Source organism: Gordonia sp. ABKF26 (genome assembly GCF_041103195.1).
In the GTDB taxonomy this organism is placed as follows: Bacteria; Actinomycetota; Actinomycetes; order Mycobacteriales; family Mycobacteriaceae; genus Gordonia; species Gordonia terrae.
On the sequence record NZ_JBGCVZ010000003.1, the window covers coordinates 5,362,894 to 5,380,224 of the forward strand.

10 protein-coding genes are annotated in these 17,331 nt (G+C 68.1%); 7 read left to right on the plus strand and 3 right to left on the minus strand.

What is annotated here, in order from left to right:
• Both AB4Z55_RS24925 and mbtM read right to left on the minus strand, forming a co-directional pair.
• A complete protein-coding gene (locus tag AB4Z55_RS24925; RefSeq protein WP_369520844.1) occupies window positions 1-747 on the minus strand; it encodes a siderophore-interacting protein in 747 nt (248 codons plus the stop codon).
• A gap of 104 nt (window positions 748-851) precedes the next feature.
• Window positions 852-2,501 (minus strand): long-chain-fatty acid--ACP ligase MbtM, encoded by a 1,650-nt coding sequence (gene mbtM / locus AB4Z55_RS24930; RefSeq protein WP_248644518.1) that lies wholly within the window; start codon window positions 2,499-2,501, stop codon window positions 852-854.
• A 376-nt stretch (window positions 2,502-2,877) separates the two neighbouring features.
• On the opposite strand from mbtM, the gene AB4Z55_RS24935 reads away from it, so the two are divergent.
• Genes AB4Z55_RS24935 through AB4Z55_RS24965 form a run of 7 tightly spaced genes read left to right on the plus strand, consistent with a single transcriptional unit; the run spans window position 2,878 to window position 15,844 of the window.
• Window positions 2,878-6,564, plus strand: coding sequence for an amino acid adenylation domain-containing protein (locus AB4Z55_RS24935; protein WP_369520845.1), 3,687 nt, complete (start codon window positions 2,878-2,880; stop codon window positions 6,562-6,564).
• A 58-nt stretch (window positions 6,565-6,622) separates the two neighbouring features.
• Window positions 6,623-7,231 carry a GNAT family N-acetyltransferase gene (locus tag AB4Z55_RS24940; RefSeq protein ID WP_369520846.1) on the plus strand — a complete coding sequence of 203 codons (609 nt, stop codon included), beginning with the start codon at window positions 6,623-6,625 and terminating at the stop codon, window positions 7,229-7,231.
• A gap of 4 nt (window positions 7,232-7,235) precedes the next feature.
• Window positions 7,236-9,050 carry an IucA/IucC family siderophore biosynthesis protein gene (locus AB4Z55_RS24945; protein ID WP_369520847.1) on the plus strand — a complete coding sequence of 605 codons (1,815 nt, stop codon included), beginning with the start codon at window positions 7,236-7,238 and terminating at the stop codon, window positions 9,048-9,050.
• A gap of 5 nt (window positions 9,051-9,055) precedes the next feature.
• Entirely contained in the window at window positions 9,056-11,434 is a 2,379-nt protein-coding gene (locus AB4Z55_RS24950) for a penicillin acylase family protein (protein ID WP_369520848.1), read from the plus strand.
• On the plus strand, window positions 11,422-12,933 hold the full coding sequence (locus AB4Z55_RS24955; RefSeq protein ID WP_369520849.1) for a condensation domain-containing protein: 1,512 nt from the start codon (window positions 11,422-11,424) through the stop codon (window positions 12,931-12,933). The genes AB4Z55_RS24950 and AB4Z55_RS24955 overlap by 13 nt, the downstream gene beginning before the upstream one ends.
• Before the next feature lie 50 nt (window positions 12,934-12,983).
• Window positions 12,984-14,528 (plus strand): aspartate aminotransferase family protein, encoded by a 1,545-nt coding sequence (locus AB4Z55_RS24960; RefSeq protein WP_369520850.1) that lies wholly within the window; start codon window positions 12,984-12,986, stop codon window positions 14,526-14,528.
• Window positions 14,525-15,844: a lysine N(6)-hydroxylase/L-ornithine N(5)-oxygenase family protein gene (locus tag AB4Z55_RS24965; RefSeq protein WP_369521059.1), complete on the plus strand. Its 1,320-nt coding sequence runs from the start codon at window positions 14,525-14,527 to the stop codon at window positions 15,842-15,844. Before AB4Z55_RS24960 ends, AB4Z55_RS24965 begins: the two co-directional genes overlap by 4 nt.
• Before the next feature lie 452 nt (window positions 15,845-16,296).
• Here AB4Z55_RS24965 and AB4Z55_RS24970 read toward each other — a convergent pair whose 3' ends face one another.
• Window positions 16,297-17,271 (minus strand): ABC transporter substrate-binding protein, encoded by a 975-nt coding sequence (locus AB4Z55_RS24970; RefSeq protein WP_369520851.1) that lies wholly within the window; start codon window positions 17,269-17,271, stop codon window positions 16,297-16,299.
• Between the last annotated feature and the right edge of the window lie 60 nt (window positions 17,272-17,331).

Below are 17,331 nucleotides of genomic sequence, written 5' to 3' on the forward strand. Positions count from 1 at the left end.
TCAGGCGAACGACTTCCCGACGATCCAGTATGCCTGGGACTTCACCGACTTCTTGGGCAGCCCGAACTCGCCTTTGAACAACCCCGCGACCGCGCGGGTGTTCGTCGAATCGAGGGCCACCCAACCGAAATGGTCCGTGGCATCGAAGGCGGCGGACCGAACCGCGTCGACGAGAGCGCCACCGTCCGCCCCGCGCGCGATCCAGTGGACCGTGTCCTGATCGCGGAGTCGCAGCGGCAATGACTTGTCGCTCTCGTGCTGGTACTCGAACCAGATGGTCGCTCCCGCACCGGAGTTCCCGAGCGTGTCCAGCAAGGAGTTGATCGCGGGAAGCGAAGCGGTGTCGCCGGCGATGAGCCAGCCCACCGGGGCGGGCTCGGGGATCGCGAACTTCGAGCCCATCAGGGTGGCACCGATGGTGTCCCCCGCCTGCGCGTCCCGGGCCCACCGCGCCGCGGTGCCGTCGTGAATGGCGAACTCGATGTCGAAGGTGTCCGTCGACGGGTCGGGATCGACCAGCGTGTATCCGCGCTGATGCATCTTGCCGCCGTCGGCGAACCACAGTCGAACCCACATGGTGGGGTGGACCGTGGAGTCGGCGAGGAGCCCGCCACCATCGAAATGAAGTCGCAGATAGTGGTCGGTCACCGACTCCTTCGCGGTGACGGTGAAGGTGAAGTCGTCGCCACCCAGGATCTTCATGACCGCGCCTTGCCAGCCACGACCCTTGGTCGATACCTCGCTCATACCTGAACCTCTCTACAGCGCCTCCCCGGCCCGGTGACGGGCCGGAGAGACACTGTCATTCTCGTGGCCGCCGGGATGACACGACGCCCCACGGAAAATCGGATCTACTCGAAGGTGCCGTTCTCGACCATCTGACGGGTCTCGAGCCGGCGGATCTTTCCGGATGTGGTGCGGGGCACCGAATCCGGCGCGACGAAGATCACCTCGGCGGGCATGATCCCGCACGCCGATGCGACTTCGGAGTTGACCTCGGCGCGCGCGGTGTCCGGATCGGAACCCTTGTACTCGGCGAGGATCACGAGGCCCGGACGGGACGATCCCTCACCTCGGGCCATCGCCACGACGCCACCACGACGCACCCCGGCCACCTCGGCGGCTGCACGTTCGATCTCGATCGGGAACAGGTTGCGGCCGGCGACGATGATGACCTCCTTGGCCCGTCCACAGATCACCAGCCGGTCGTCGACCAGGTAACCGAGGTCGCCGGTCGAGAACCATTCACCCGCACCGAGATCCGCGTCGCCGAGGTAGCCGCGCATCATCGACGCACCGCGGATCTCCACGTGCCCGACGTTGCGCCCGTCGATCACCGGGACGTCGACATTCGGCTCGACGATGCGAACCTGCATGCCGCCCAGTGGTTTACCGAGGATCGCGTACCGGCGGCGAATGGGCTCGCCACCGCCGGGCGGGGCCACGGTGACCTCGTCGTAGTGCACGCCCTCGCCGACCGCGGGCATCGTCACCGCGCACGCGGATTCAGCCATTCCGTAGGCGGGTGCGGCGGCGGACCGATCGAAGCCGAACGGCGCGGTCGCCTCGAGGAACTTGTCGAACGCGTCGGCGTCGATCGGCTCACCGCCACTGATCGCGACACGCAGATTCGACAGGTCGATGTCGCGCAGCAGCTTGCCGTAGCGCCCGAGGATGTCGTAGGCGAAGTTCGGCGCAGCGGTGACGGTCGTCTTGGTCTCGGTGAGCCACTGCATCCACTTGAAGGGCGCCGCGGCGAAGGCGGTGTTGGGCACGATGTAGGCCGGGATGCCGGTGGTCATTCCGGCGAGCAGGAACATCAGACCCATGTCGTGATAGAGCGGCAACCAACTGAATCCGGTGTCGCGGGTGCGGTGGAGGCCGAGCCGGCTGACCAGTTCGATGGCGTTCGAGTAGACGGCCGACGCCGTGAGGGCGACGGTCTTCGGGTCGCCGGTCGAACCGGCGGTTCCCTGGAGGACGGCGATGGTGTTGCCGTTGACATTGCGCGCGACGAAATCGGTGGTGTCTGCGCCCAGGCCGTATTCGGCCACGCGGGCGATGTGCAGCCGTCCCTCGACCTTGGTCAGCAGGTCGAGCTGGGTGCCGCTGCCGAGGACGGTGCCGACACCGATCGACACGTACCGCTGGTAGGTGTTCTGCGCCCACCGTTCCTCGTCCGCCCCTCGGATCGGACCCGGCAGGATGGTGACCGGAACGCCGGCGAGCCACGCGCCCTGGATGGCGGCGATCAGATCCACCGTGGGGTCCCCGATCAGACCGAGGGCCTGCGGCTCGTGCAGTTCGCTGTCGGCGAGCAGTTGGACGGCGATCTGCTCGGCGCGGGCGTGGACCTCGCGCCATGGTGCCGTCACCCACTCGCCGGTATCGGAGTCCAGGACGGAGAGGCTCGTGTCTCCCGCCAGCATCGCCTCACGAACGGTGGCCGCCAACGCATTGGTCGAGCCCGATTCCTCCAGGATCACGCTGTTCTGCGACATTCTCGTTTCCCGTTCTCGCCAGCATGTGGCGTCGGTCGTGTCAAAGTCTTCGGTCGTGTCGGCGACCGAGGGGTCGTCCCGCGTGTCGTCTCGACCGCCGGTCCGGCGAACATGAACGTTCGCGTCATTTGGGTAGGGTAGCCTAATCTTTCTAGGACACAAGACCCAGATCCTGTCGGTGGCGCAGCGTGATTCACATCATCCGATGGGACGTTCGGAGCGAACTTAGGCTAACCTAATTCGCGTCGGCTCGTGGGGCTCTCTCGCCGGCGTGCCCAGGGATTGGGCAGAGCGGTTAGTTAGTATAACCTACCCTAAATGCGGGTTCCCCAGCCTGAGTAACCATGTCACCGAACTGCGAGAGGCACGCCGGCTGATGGCCACGAATTCCCAGACCACGGACCTTGCCACCATGGCCGACATCGTCGCCGAGGTGGCCGGGGCCCTCGGCCTGACGCCCGAGTCGATCGACCCGGAGCAGGATCTCATCGCCCAGGGACTCGATTCCCTGCGGATGATGCGACTCGCCGGCACCTGGCGCAAACGCGGCATCGACATCGACTTCGCCCGCCTCGCCGCACAACCGACCATCACCGCCTGGGCACCACTCCTTCTCGCTGCCACCGGTGACGCCGAGGTGGACACGACCACACCGGACATCCGCGCCGAGGTGGGCACCGCGCTGGGCGTCTCTCCCGAGTCGCTCGACCCAGACCAGGACCTCATCGCCCAGGGACTCGATTCCCTGCGGATGATGCGACTCGCCGGCACCTGGCGCAAACGCGGCATCGACATCGACTTCGCCCGCCTCGCCGCACAACCGACCATCACCGCCTGGGCAGCACTGCTGGGCGGCGCATCGGCACCGATCGCCGACGACGACTCCTCGTCACCGGTGTCCGAAGCGACCACCGGACCGTTCCCCCTCGCCCCGATGCAGCACGCCTACTGGATCGGGCGATCGGACAGTCACGCCTTCGGCAACGTCGCGGCACACCTCTACATCGAGTTCGACGGTTCCGACGTCGATCCCGAACGCTTCGCCGCGGCCATGTCCGCGCTGATGGAGCGCCACCCGATGCTGCGCGTCCGCGTGCTCCCCGACGGCACCCAGGAGATCGGCCCGGCGCACCCGGAAGCCATTGCCGTGCATGATCTCCGGTCCCATTCGGCAGAGATGGTCGAGCAGATCCTGGCCGCGAAGCGCGCCGACGGCACACACCGCACGCTGCCGGTCGACGAAGGAGCGGTCATCCGCGCCGAACTGAGTCTGCTGCCGGCGAACTCGGCCCGTGTCCACCTCGACGTCGACATGATCGCCGCGGACGCGATGAGCTACCGGGTACTCGTCGACGACTTCGCTCGCCTGTACCGCGGTGAGACCCTGCCCGAGCTCGGCGTGACCTTCGCGACGATCACCGCGGATCGCACGTCCCGCGAGATCCTCGACGACGACGTGACCTGGTGGCGCGAACGCATTCCCACGCTCCCCGGACCGCCCGAGCTTCCGCTCGACGAGCGCGCGGCGCGCGGTGAGGTCGAGCCGCACAGTGTCCGCCTGCACCATTCGGTGTCCGCCTCGGACTGGAAACGGCTCGAGGAGCACGCACACCGACGCGGGGTCACCCCGGCGGCGGCGGTCGCCGCGGTGTTCGCCGAGGCAGTCGGAACACATTCGGCCACACCGCGTTTCCTGATCACCGTGCCGCTGTTCGACCGACCCCAGGTGCACCCGGACGTCGAGCGCGTGGTCGGCGACTTCACCTCGTCGATCCTCGTGGGTGTCGACCTGAGCGCGCCGGCCACACTCGCCGAGCGAGCACGGTCGATGCGGTCGTCGATGCACGAGGCCGCCGCGCACGGTTCGATGAGCGGCCTGGACGTGCTGCGCGAACTGAGCCGCCACCGTGGCGAGCCCGTCGTCTCGCCGATCGTGTTCACCAGCGCACTGGGACTGGGAGACCTCTTCTCCCAGCAGGCGACCGACGTGCTGGGAGATCCGTCCTGGATCGTGTCGCAGGGCCCGCAGGTCCTTCTCGACGCCCAGGTGACCGAGGTGGCCGGTGGCCTCCTCCTCAACTGGGACGTCCGCGCCTCTGATCTCCCACTCTCCACTGCGCGTTCGATGTTCGACCACTACGTCCGGCTTCTCGGACTCCTCGTCGACGGCGAATGGGATGCGCCCGCACCGTCGCCGATCAGCGCGGAGGTTCGCGCACAGCGACTCTCGGTGGAAAGCCCACTGCCGGTCACCGACACCTTCGACGGGACCCTGCACGGAACCTTCTTCGCCCGGGCCGCCGAGCACGACGACGCGCCGGCCGTCGTGTCCGATGCACGTACCTGGACCCACGCCGAGTTGGCCGAGGAAGCCCGGCGCGTCGCCGGAGCGCTTGTCGCGGCCGGTGTCGCGTCCGGCGACACGGTGGTCGTCCATCTGCCCAAGGGTGGCGACCAGATCGTCGCGGCGCTGGGAGTTCTCGCCGCCGGCGCCGCCTACGTCCCGATCGCCCCCACACAGCCCCGGGCACGCCGCGAGCGCATCCTCGACGTCGCCACTCCCGCCGCTGTTCTCACCACCAATCCCGCGGCCTGGGAATCCACCGCCGGCACCGTGCTCACGCTCGACGACGCCCGGCTCGCCGAGCCGACCGAGCCGATCGCGGTGACCACCGACGACCTCGCCTACGTACTGTTCACCTCCGGCTCGACCGGCCTGCCCAAGGGCGTGCAGGTTCCGCATCGTGCCGCGGTGGCGACCATCACCGACCTCGTCGACCGGTACGCGATCGGGGCAGGCGACCGCAGCCTGCAGGTGTCGTCGCTGGAATTCGATCTCTCCGTCTTCGACATCTTCGGACTGCTGGCCGTGGGCGGCGCGGTCGTCGTGCCGGGCGACGACGAGCAGACCAAGGTCGACGACTGGGTGCGACTGCTCGGCGAACAGTCGGTCAGTGTGCTCAACTGCGTGCCGTCGATCCTCGGCATGCTCCTCGACCTCGCGCCCCTGCCCTCGTCGCTGCGGATGATCATCATGGGCGGCGACAAGGTCGATGTGTCACTGCTCGACCGTGTCGCGGCGCAACTGCCGGATTGTCGCGTCGCCGGTCTCGGCGGGACCACCGAGACGGCCATCCACTCCACCATCTGCGAAGCCGACGCCGTCCCGGCCGGAATGGCATTCGTACCGTACGGAATACCGTTGCGCGGCGTCCGCTGCCGAGTCGTCGACGACGCCGGCCGCGACCGTCCCGACCTCGTACCGGGCGAACTGTGGATCGGCGGGGCCGGGGTGGCCGACGGGTACCGGGGCGATCCGGAACGCACCGCCGACCGCTTCGTCGAGCACGAGGGTCAACGCTGGTACCGCACCGGTGATCTCGCGCGCTACCTACCCGGCGGCTTCCTGGACTTCCTCGGTCGCGCCGACCACATGGTCAAGATCCGTGGATATCGTGTCGAACTCGGCGAGGTCGAGGCCGGCCTCCTGGGCCTGAACGGGGTGGGCTCGGCGGTCGCGTGGTCCGACGGCCGGGACCTACGCGCGGCGGTCGTGCTCACCGCCGGGGCGACCGACGACGACGCCCGCCTGCGCGCCCAGTTGGCCGAAACCCTGCCGCCACACATGGTCCCGCGTTCCGTCGCGGTCCTGGACCGGTTCCCGCTGACGCCGAACGGCAAACACGACCGCAAAGCCATCGCCGCCGGCACCGACACCGACGACGACCCGCTCGAGGCCGTCACACCTCGCGGCCCGGTGGAAGAAGCCCTCGCGGTGATCTTCGGCGACGTCCTGCCCGCCCCGCCGGCGAGCGTCACCGAGGACTTCATCTCTCTCGGCGGGGATTCCGTCCAGGCCACCCGGGTGGTCGCGCTGGTGCGCCAGTGGCTCGACGCACCCGGCCTCTCGGTCGCGGACATCTTCACCCAGCGGACCATCGCGGGTCTCGCCGGACGGCTCACCGAGCTCGGCGGGGAACGCGCATCCTTCGTGGCGCAGACCTTCCTCGACGTCATACACCTCACCGACGAACAGGTGGAGGCCGAGATCGCGCGCAGCTGACCGCATCCGGCACCTCCTCCGGCCACAACGGCAGACCACCACCCAGAGCAAAGGCATCATGACCATTTCCTCCGCACCGACCTACGACCTGAACTCGGTCGACCTCGACGACGTGTCGCACGCCGCGACCGTGCACGAATGGCTGACCCATCCCAAGGCCAAGTACTGGGACATGCTCGACAGCTCGGTCACCGACGTGGAGAAGATGATTCGCGATTCGGCCGAGGCGACGGCCGGCACCCCGTACGGGATGCGCCTGGGCTACCACGACGGGCGTCCGCAGTTCCTGTTCGAGCTCTACGACCCGGCCGCCAGTGAACTCGCCGCCCCGGCCAGCGGCTACGTGCCCGCCGACGGCGACATCGGCATGCATCTCCTGGTCGCGCACGCCGAACAGGCACTGCCCGGTTTCACCGGCGCGGTGATGCTGCACATCATGCGTACCGCGATCCTGGAGGTCGGCGCAGCGCGCGTCGTCGTCGAGCCCGATGTCCGCAACAAAGCCGTGCACCGTCTCAACGCGAGTGTCGGCTTCCGCGTCGACGGCGACTATCCCGTCGGGAACAAGACCGCTCACCTGAGCTACTGCACCCGCGCCGATTTCCTCGCGGTGACCGACAACGGCAAGTCCGTCGGACCGGTCGAGGTCACGGATCTGGGGGCGTAGATCGTTGACTCTCCAGGACATCGGGACCATTCAGGAATTCGCGACGCGCACGGCCGGGGGGTCGGGTGCGCGAAGCCATCGCCAGACGTATCACACCAGGATCGCGACGAAGATCCTCGCCGAGTTCTCGCACGAGCGGGCCCTCGACCCGGTCGCGAGCGGCGACGGTTACGTCGTCTCCTCCGCCGACGGTCTCACCGACTACCACTTCCGCGCCGACCGGCTCGCCCTGGACAGCTGGGCGATCGACGAGTCGTCGTTGCGTCGTGTGCGGACTGGCGACGAACTCCCGATCGACGCGGTCGCGATGATCGTCGACCTCGCCCCGTTCCTGGGGATCGGGCCCCAGGCCCTGCCGGAATACCTCGAGGAGTTCATCAACACCCTGGCGATCAGCGCCGACCGTCCGGACGAACGCCGCATTCCGGCAACCGATCTCGCGCACGCCGACTTCCAGACCATCGAGGCGACGATGACCGAGGGGCATCCGTGCATCGTGGCCAACGCGGGCCGACTGGGCTTCAGTTCCGAGGACATCGAGCGTTACGCCCCCGAGGTCGGCAACCACTTCCGGCTCGTCTGGCTGGCTGCTCGTCGCGAGGATTGCGATGTCGCCACCGTGAGCGACATCGACTACGACACACTGCTCGTCGACGAGCTCGGTGCCGATACATTGGCGGGGTTCGACTCGGCGCTGCGCGAAGCCGGTTGTGACCCCGCTGATTACCGCTATCTGCCGGTACATCCCTGGCAGTGGGTCGAGAAGGTACGGAAGCTGTACTCCGCCGACATCGCAGGCCGTCGCATCGTCGAGGTCGGCACGAGTCCCGACCTCTACCAGGCCCAGCAGTCGATCCGCACGGTGTTCAACTCGACCACGCCGACCCGCAATTACGTGAAGGTCGCGCTGTCGATCGTGAACATGGGCTTCACGCGCGGGATGTCCGCCGACTACATGCGTACGACCCCGCTGATCAACAACTGGGTCCGCGGACTCGTCGCCGACGACCAGTACCTCGCGGCGATCGGGTTCGAGATGATCTTCGAGGTCGCGGCGATCGGTTACCGCAGCCCGACTTTCACGCCGATCACCCAGCCGGGATCGGAGTACCGCAAGATCCTGTCGGCGCTGTGGCGACAGAGCCCGGTGCCGCTGACGGCCGCCGACGAGCAGTTGTCGACCATGGCCGCGCTGCTCCACGTCGATCACCTGGGTGAACCACTCGTCGGCGCGTTCATCGAGCGATCGGGTGTCCCGGCGACGGAGTGGATCCGCCGCTACCTGCGGACCTATCTCCATCCCATCGCCTATCTGCTCTACCGATATGAGCTGAAGTTCTCCCCGCACGGCGAGAACCTCATCCTGGTACTCGCCGACGGCATCCCGGTGCGCGCCATCCTCAAGGACATCGGCGAGGAGGTGTCGGTGTTCGGGGAGGCCCAGGGCCTCCCGGAGAGCTGCGCACGGGTCCGGACGACCGAGCCGGACGAGATCCGCAACCTGGGCGTGCTGTCGGATGTCTTCGACGACTTCCTGCGCCCCCTCGCCGCGGTCCTGCACACACACGGCATCGTCGACGACGGCGAGTTCTGGTCGCTGGTCGGTGAGAGCCTGCACGAGTTCGTGGCCGCCCATCCCGAACTCGAGGAGCGGTTCACCCGCTGGGATCTGTTCGCGCCGGAGTTCGGCGCGGTGCACATGAACGGCCTGCAGCTGCGCAACAACAAACGCATGGTCGACATCGAGGACTCCTACGCATCACTGATCGATGCCGGTCACCGGCTCGCCAATCCGATTGCGTCGCAGAGGGGCCGGTGATGGACATGACCGCCACCCACAGTGGCGCGGGACCGGACGTGGAGATCCTGCGCGACGGCCACGGCATCCCGCACGTCCGCGGGGCCGACCCGGCGGCCGTCCTGTACGGACAGGGTCGGGCATGCGGTGAGGACCGGCGCTGGCAGATCGAGTTCATGCGGTTGCGCGCCGAAGGACGCACAGCCGAGGTCTTCGGGGCCTCGTGCGTGGAGTGGGACACCTTCGCCCGCCGGGCACAGCTCGATGCCGCGGCCAGACGGATCTTCGACGCATCCTCCGCCCGCACCCGAGATCTCGTCGCCGCCTATGCGGCCGGGGTGAACAGCACCCTCGACGACCCCGACACCTCTGCTGCGGCACCGGAACTCGAGGCGCTCGCGCATCGTCCGCAACCGTGGCGCCCGTGGACACCGATCTCGGTGTTCATCATGCACCACGTGCTGTTCGGACGGTTCACGACGAAACTGTTCCGGCTGCACGCCTGCCGCACGCTCGGTCTGGACGCGTTGCGATTCTGGGACTTCGAGACACGAGAGACCGACCCCACGATGCCCGCGATGCCCGACGAGGCGTTCCTCGACGAGATCCTGGCGATCACCCGGCCGGTGTCCCCCGAACAGCCCTCCCCCGCAGTCGACCTCGGTGATCCGATGTCGGGCAGCAACGCATGGGGCGTCTCCGCGGAGCGGAGCTCGACCGGCGCGCCGATCGTCGCCGGTGACCCCCATCGCTTCCTCGAGCTGCCGGGCATCTATCAGCAGTTCCATCTCGCCTCCACCGGACCCCTCGACACATTCGACATGGCCGGGTTCGCCTTCGCGGGCGTACCCGGGGTCCCCCACTTCTGCCAGGGCGACGACATCGCCTGGGGCATCACCAACGCCATGGGCGACTATCAGGATCTCTTCCTCGAGCGGTTGACGCGCGACGAGACGGGCGCACTGCTGGTCGAGGTGCCGGGTGGTGGCCGGGTGCCGGCCGGGGTCAGCACCGAGACCATCCTGGTCCGGGGTGCCGAACCCGTGGCGACACAGGTGATCACCACCCCGAACGGTGCTGTCGTGTTCGGCGGCCCCGAGGACTCGTTCGCGATGAGCATCCGGTCACCCCTGCTCTCGGAAGACGTCTCCTTCGACGCGCCGCTGGATCTGCTGTTCGCGAGCACGGTCGCCGACGTCGAGGCCGCGCTCGTCAACTGGGTCGAGCCGGTCAACCGCGCGGTGATCGCCCACGCCGACGGCACCGTCGCCACCCATGTGGCCGGCCGAGTACCGGTCCGTGCGCCCGAGAACTACTGGTTGCCGGTGCCCGGCTGGGACGAGCGCTACCAGTGGCGCGGATACGAACGCGGCTCGCTCGGCGATCCGGACTTCGACGCGACCCCCCGCTCCCTGAGGAGCCCGGAGCTTGCGGAGGGCGTCACGAAGGGTCGCGGCATCACCGTCACCGCCAACCAGCGGATGTCGGACGTGCCTGCGCTGCAACCGCTCACGAGCGAGTGCGTCGAACCGTTCCGCGCCGACCGTATCGCCGCGCGGCTCGACGATCTCGATTCGGTGAGTCCGGCCGACTGTGCCGACATCCACTCCGACGTGCGCCTCGAGCAGGCGACCGTCGTCCAGGAGTTGCTGTCCCGTGTACGCGCCGACGACGCCGCGGCCGAGGATGTCCGGCAGCGGCTGGTGGCGTGGGACCGTTCGATGGACGCCGACAGCACCGATGCGTATCTGTACGCCGAGTTCCGTACCCAACTCGTCCTGGGGGTGGCGAACACCGACATCCTCGCCCCGCTCCGCGGGCCGCACGGATTCCCGGCGGTGTTCCAGCCCTGGTTCGTGCCCGAACCCCGGCTGGCCACCGCACTGACGTCCGTGGTCGCGAACACGGCAGGGATCGGCATCGACATCGAGGCCGTCGCGGTGGCGGCACTCGACGCCGTGGTGGCCCGCGTCGCCGGCTTCGGTTCGACACCCACCTGGGGCAGCGTCCACCGCCTCGCCCCCATCCACGGGTTCGACCTGGTCGGCGCATCGCCGCAGTACCCGGACCTGTTCGCCACGCTGCGTCCGACACCGCTGCCGCTGGCCGGCGACGCCGAGAGCGTCTTCGCCAACGCCGCGGCGGTCGGCACACACCTGTGCATCACCGGTGCCGCGGCACGCTATGTGTGGGATCTCGCCGATCGCAGCGCAAGTCGGTGGATCGTCCCGCTGGGCGTGAGCGGCGATCCCCGATCCGAACACTTCCAGGACCAGGCTGCCCAGTGGGCGACGGGCGAGCTGGTCGAGGTCGTCCGCGACTGGGACACCCTGCACGCCATGGCCGCGGCTGCGTCGACGCCGACCGCCGCCACATCGACCGAGAGGGAACCATGCCCGCGTTGACCGAAGCGCGCCTCACGCTCCTGCGTCGTCGGCTCGCGCAGGCCGGTGACATTAGGCCCGCTCGCTCCGCTCCCGGCGCCGGTGACATTCGGCCCGCTCGCTCCGCTCCCGGCGCCGGTGACACTCGACCCGAGACGACTGTGCCGTTCGGCGAGTTCGGCATCGCCGAACGCCGGATGTGGCGGATCTATGAACTGGACCCGGAATCGTTGTCGCACAACATCGGACTCGTGCTGGAGTTCGGCGGACGCCGGACGCTCGGTTCGGTCGTCGCCGCCGCCGAGCTGCTCGTCGACCGGTTCCGGGTGTTGCGCTCGGTGGTCGAGGTCGACGATGCGGGCACGCCGAGCCGCCGCGAGGTGCCGCGCGCGGGCTCGTGGGACGCCTCGCGATCGGTGTGGACCTGGGGACCGACGGACTCGGCTGTGAGCGACGCCGGTGACGATGTCGACGCCACAGCCACCGCGCTCACCCGGACACCGTTCGATCTCCACTCGGAAGTCCCACTGCGCATGCGTGTCTCGGGGTCGGACGGGAACGTCACGATGATCCTGGTGGTCCACCACCTCGCGGTCGACGACACGTCATGGCCCCTGCTCCTGGGCACCCTGGTGTCGGGTTCGTGGCCGGGAGACGTCACCGCGGACGCCCGACCGGAGACGCCTGACCCCGCGGCGGCCGCGGAAGCGGCGAACAGCGCGGTGCGGCATGCGATCGCGACCTGGGCTGCCGACGATGTCCGCTACCCGCTCACCGGCGAGCTGCCCACGGAGAGCGCCGCCGACAGCTGGCTGTCACCGATGGACGACCGCGACGGGATCAAGGCCGCCGCCCCGGTGGCGGCCGACTCGCTGTCCGCCTTCGGGCGGGTGGCCCAGACCGTCGGGGCAACGCCCAACGCACTTCTGATCGGGGTCTGCTCGCTGGCGTCGTACGCACTGACCGGCGCCGCGGACCATGTCCTGGTGGTGCCGGCGGACAATCGTCGGCGCGCGCAGGCACCGCAGGACGTCGGCTACTGCGGCAACATCATCCCGATGCGGTTCCGCGTCGACCCCGACGCCACCGTCGAACAGGCCCTCCGCGACGCGGGTTCGGTCATCTACCGGTCGATGGAACACTCCGGCACCGACTTCGGGCCGGTTCTCACCGCGTTGCGACAGCAGGGTGGACGGTTCCCCGTCATCGAGATCATGGCGTCGGTCCGGCCCGCGCCGCTGCGCGGTATCCCGCAACCCGCCGACGCGCCGGTCACCTGCCGGTCGGTCTTCAACGGGATCGCGAACTACCCGCTCTCGATCGCCTTCGAGGCCGACGACGACAGAACCCACGTCGAGGTCGATCACCAACCGGGAATCGTCCCCGACGAGATGGCCGACCGAGCCACCGCCGTGCTCACCACGCTCGTCGACCTGATCCCGACGTCGTTGCACTACTCCGTCTCCGCGCTCCTCGAAGTCCTCGCCGAGCGCGTTCCGCAGAAGGGCACCGCCGGATGACCGGCCTGCCGCCGCGCCATCGCGCGCCAGAGTCAACAAGGGGGAACTCAGTGTCCGAAGACCACCAGTCCGTCTGGGGTGCCTCGCGATTCGCCCGTCCCGGCCACGGTTGGGCCGACGTCGGCCGAGGCCTGGCCGAGGTCGCCGCCGCGGTCAGCGACGATCACCACGGCGCCCCGCTGCCGAGCGGCGACCCCGTGGCTGTACTCGGCGGCGTGACGGCACTGCTCGGTCCGCACGGGATTCCCGAGACCGGCATCGGCGAATCCGCGGCACTGACCCGACTCGCTCGCCTGGTGGCCGAGTTCGGTCTCGACCTCACCCACCCCATGGCCGCGGCACATCTGCAGCCCGCTCCGCTGTCGGTGGCGGTTGCCGCGGACGCCCTCGCATCGGCGACCAATGCCTCACTCGACACCTACGATTCGGGTCCGGCCACGCTCGCGCTCGAGACCTGGACCGTGCAGTCGCTGGCCCGCATGGCCGGCTTCGGCGAGCATGCCGGCGGTGTCTTCAGTCCCGGCGGATCGATCTCGAACCTGCTGGCGCTCATGATCGCCCGCGATCACACCGCCGCGCGCCACGGTGTGGACGTGCGTCATGACGGCGTCGGCGCACTGCATCGCCCCGTCGTCTTCTGTTCGCGGGTCGCCCACTTCTCGGTCCATCGTGCCTGCGCGGCACTGGGTCTGGGCGAGTCCGCGGTCATCCCGGTCGACGTCGATTCACACCACCGGATGATCCCGGAGGCCCTCGAGGCAGCGATCCGGGACTCCGGCACCGCCACCCCACTGGCGATCGTCGCCACCGCGGGCACCACCGACTTCGGCACCGTCGACCCGCTCGGGGAGATCGCCGACATCGCCGAGCGTCATGAGATCTGGATGCACGTCGATGCCGCATACGGTTTCGGTTCGCTGTTCTCCGACCGCCTCGCCGGGTTGCTCGCCGGCGTCGAACGCGCCGACTCGGTCACCCTGGACCTGCACAAGGTCGGCTGGCAGCCCGCCGCTGCGAGCCTCATGCTCCTGTCCGACGCCGATCGCTTCGTGTCCCTGAATCGCTCGGTGGCGTACCTCAATCCCGACGACGACGTGGAGGCCGGATACAGCGGACTCCTCGGTCAGACCCTCCAGACGACCCGGCGTCCGGACGTCCTCAAGGTCGCGACCACCCTGCTCGCCTACGGGCGCAGCACCCTCGGGGAGATGCTCGACAAGTGCAACGACCTCGCGCTGTACGCCGAACAGCGTGTCGCCACCGAACTGCAGCTCGAGCTCATCGCGCCGGTCACGCTGACGACCGTCGTGTTCCGCTACCGGTGCACCGATCTCGACGTGGTCAACGGTGAACTGCGGCGCCGCCTCATCGCCGACGGCAAGGCCCTCATCGGCCGTACCCAGGTCCGGATCCCGGGCGAGGACGAGCCACAGACCTGCCTGAAGTTGACCCTCCTCAATCCGGAGACCTCGGAGAGCGACATCGACGAGTTGTTCGACGAACTCCTCCGCGTCGCCCTCGAGGTGGAGTCCGAAGGCTCCGCCGCACCCGGCGCGGGAACATACAGTGAAGAAATGGTGAGAGTCTCCGAATAAACTCTGTTGAAAACGTAGACGTATTGGCGATCGGTTGCGGCCCGTTCAATCTGGGCCTCGCCGCGCTCGCCTCGACGCTCGACGACGTGAACCTCCTCGTCGTCGACTCACGCGACGAGTTCCGGTGGCACCCGGGCCTGATGTTCGACGATGCCACCCTGCAGGTGAGCTTCCTGTCCGATCTGGTGACGCTCGTCGATCCGACCCACCCGCTGTCGTTCCTGAACTACATGGCCGACATCGATCGCATGTACCGATTCCTGGTGCGCGAGGACTTCTTTCCGACGCGCATCGAGTACGAGGCCTACCTCCTATGGTGCGTGTCCCGGCTCGACTCACTCCGGTGGAGCACCACCGTCGACGAGGTGGCATGGGACGCCGAGGCCGATGCCTTCCGGGTGACCATGCACACTCCGACGAGCTCCTCGACGGTGATCGCGCGTCACGTGGTGGTCGGGATCGGCACCGAACCCTTCATCCCGCAAGCACTCTCGTCGGAGTCGCCGGCCGTGGTCCACAGTTCCGACTACCTGTTCAACCAGGAGAAGGCGCTGGCCGCCGACACCGTCACGGTCGTCGGATCCGGCCAGTCGGGTGCCGAGATCGTCATCGATCTGCTCGAGGCCAACCTGCGCGGCGGCCCCGCCGTGCGATGGTGGACGCGCACACCATGGTTCGCACCCCTGGACTTCACGAAGCTGTCGCTGGAGATGACCACGCCGGCCTACATGGACTACTTCCACAGTCTTCCCGAGGCCGCACGTGACCGGGTCCGCCCGCAGCACTGGCAGTTCCACAAGGGAATCTCCACCGACTCGCTCGAGCGGCTCCACGACCTGCTGTACCGGCGTCAGTTGCAGGACAAGCTCAGCCCGGTGCAGCTGCGGATCTCGGTCGAGGTCGACGGCGTCGACACCCTCGCCGACGGCAAGCTCCGGGTGCGCGGCCGCCACCTCGACACCGGTTCCGAACTGGCCCACACCACCGACATGGTCATCGCCAGCACCGGATACCAGGCGCGCAAGGCGGACTTCCTCGCTCCGATCGAGTCTGCGCTGCATCGCGATTCCCGTGGACGGCTCGTCATCGGCGCCAACCATGAGATCGAGACCGACGACGCCCTGACCAACCGGATCTTCGTCGCCAACGCCGAGGAGCACGCGCACGGCGTCTCGGCCCCGAACCTCGACATCGGCGCCGTCCGCAACGCACGCATCCTCAACACGGTTCTGGGCCGAGAGGCCTACCGGTTGCCCAAGCACACCGCGTTCACCAGCTTCGGCGCCGCGGACGACGACGACATCGTCGCTCCCTAGTCGACCCTGCCCACGGCCCAGTGACCCGCTGAATCAACGCTCCCTGAGGTGCGAGGAGCGCAAGCGACGAGCACCCCTCTGATCCCTGAGGTGCGAGGAGCGTTAGCGACGAGCCTCGAAGGGTCGGGCCGTTGTCGTTGGTGGGGTTGCGAAGTGGCTTCGACACGGCTCCTCGCTGCGCTCGTCGCCTGCTCAACCAGCAGGGCCACCCTCTGCTCCCTGAGAGGAGCGTTAGCGACGAGCCTCGAAGGGTCGGGCCGTTGTCGTTGGCGGGGTTGCGAAGTGGCTTCGACACGGCTCCTCGCTGCGCTCGTCGCCTGCTCAACCAGCAGGGGGGCACCCTCTGCTCCCTGAGGTGCGAGGAGCGCAAGCGACGAGCCTCGAAGGGTCCGGTGCCCCAGAAACGAACTCGCCCTCCGCTTTCCGCGGAGGGCGAGTTCGTCAGACGGAGATCAGCTGGACGCCGCGGCGAAGGACGGCTTGAGCAGATCGAGGACGTAGGGGATCGAGTTCGGCGTCGGCGCGTTGAGGCCGGTGATCTGCGACTGGGTCATGAACGTGACGGCGTTGTCCTTGACCGCCTTCAGGTTCTTGTACCCGGGAAGCGACCGCAGGGTCTCCGCCTGCTCGGGGGTGGCGGTGGCCACGACGAGCACGTCGGCGTCGAGCATCGGGATGTTCTCGGTGCTCAGACCGAACCGCGGCTGCCCGGTCCGCTGGTACTCGGCGACCAGCTTGGGGGCCATCTTCATGCCGAGCTCGGTGAACAGCTTTGCGGCACCGTCGTTCTCGTCACCGAGAACCGACAGCTGATCGGGGCCGTACATGAAGGCGAACGCGTAGGTTTTGCCCTTCAGACCCGGGTACTCCTCGGACACCGCCGCGATCTTGCCGTTGGTGTCGTCGATGATCGACTTCGCCTTCTCCGGGTCGTGCAGCACCGTGCCCATCACGGTGACCATGTCCTGCCAGGGGTCGATCTCCTGGTCGCTGATGGCGTTCACCGTCGGCGCCAGCTTCGAGATCTGTTCGAACTCCGGGCTGTCCGAGGCGAAGCCCGGTGCGAAGATCAGATCGGGGTTCAGTGTGGCGATGGTCGTCGCGTCGTCACCCTTGGTGGGGTCGACGAAGGTGGCATCGGCCAGCTTCTGGCCGTACCAGGGCTGCATCTCGCCGGTCGCCGACTTCGAGTAGTCGTAGTAACCGACCGGCGTCTCACCGAACGACAACACGACGTCGGTCCACTGGTCACCCAGTGTGACGATCCGCTCCGGGGTGTCCGGGATGGTGACCTGCCTGCCGTCCGGGAGATTGAGTTGGACGGAGCCGCCCGCGGATTCGTCATCCGAGCTCGAGCAACCGGCCAGCAGGCCCGCGAACAGGAGTGCGCTCGCGACGAGAGCGCCCAGGCGATGTCGTGAAGTCACGTGAAGATCCCCCATGGAGTGTCGATGTCGTCCGGCGGACCGGACAGAGTGTGTGCCCGG

Coding starts and splice junctions, on each gene's coding strand:
- AB4Z55_RS24925 (WP_369520844.1), bottom strand. CDS start 747: ATGAGCGAGGTATCGACCAAGGGTCGTGGCTGGCAAGGCGCGGTCATG.
- mbtM (WP_248644518.1), bottom strand. CDS start 2,501: ATGTCGCAGAACAGCGTGATCCTGGAGGAATCGGGCTCGACCAATGCG.
- AB4Z55_RS24935 (WP_369520845.1), top strand. CDS start 2,878: ATGGCCACGAATTCCCAGACCACGGACCTTGCCACCATGGCCGACATC.
- AB4Z55_RS24940 (WP_369520846.1), top strand. CDS start 6,623: ATGACCATTTCCTCCGCACCGACCTACGACCTGAACTCGGTCGACCTC.
- AB4Z55_RS24950 (WP_369520848.1), top strand. CDS start 9,056: ATGACCGCCACCCACAGTGGCGCGGGACCGGACGTGGAGATCCTGCGC.
- AB4Z55_RS24955 (WP_369520849.1), top strand. CDS start 11,422: ATGCCCGCGTTGACCGAAGCGCGCCTCACGCTCCTGCGTCGTCGGCTC.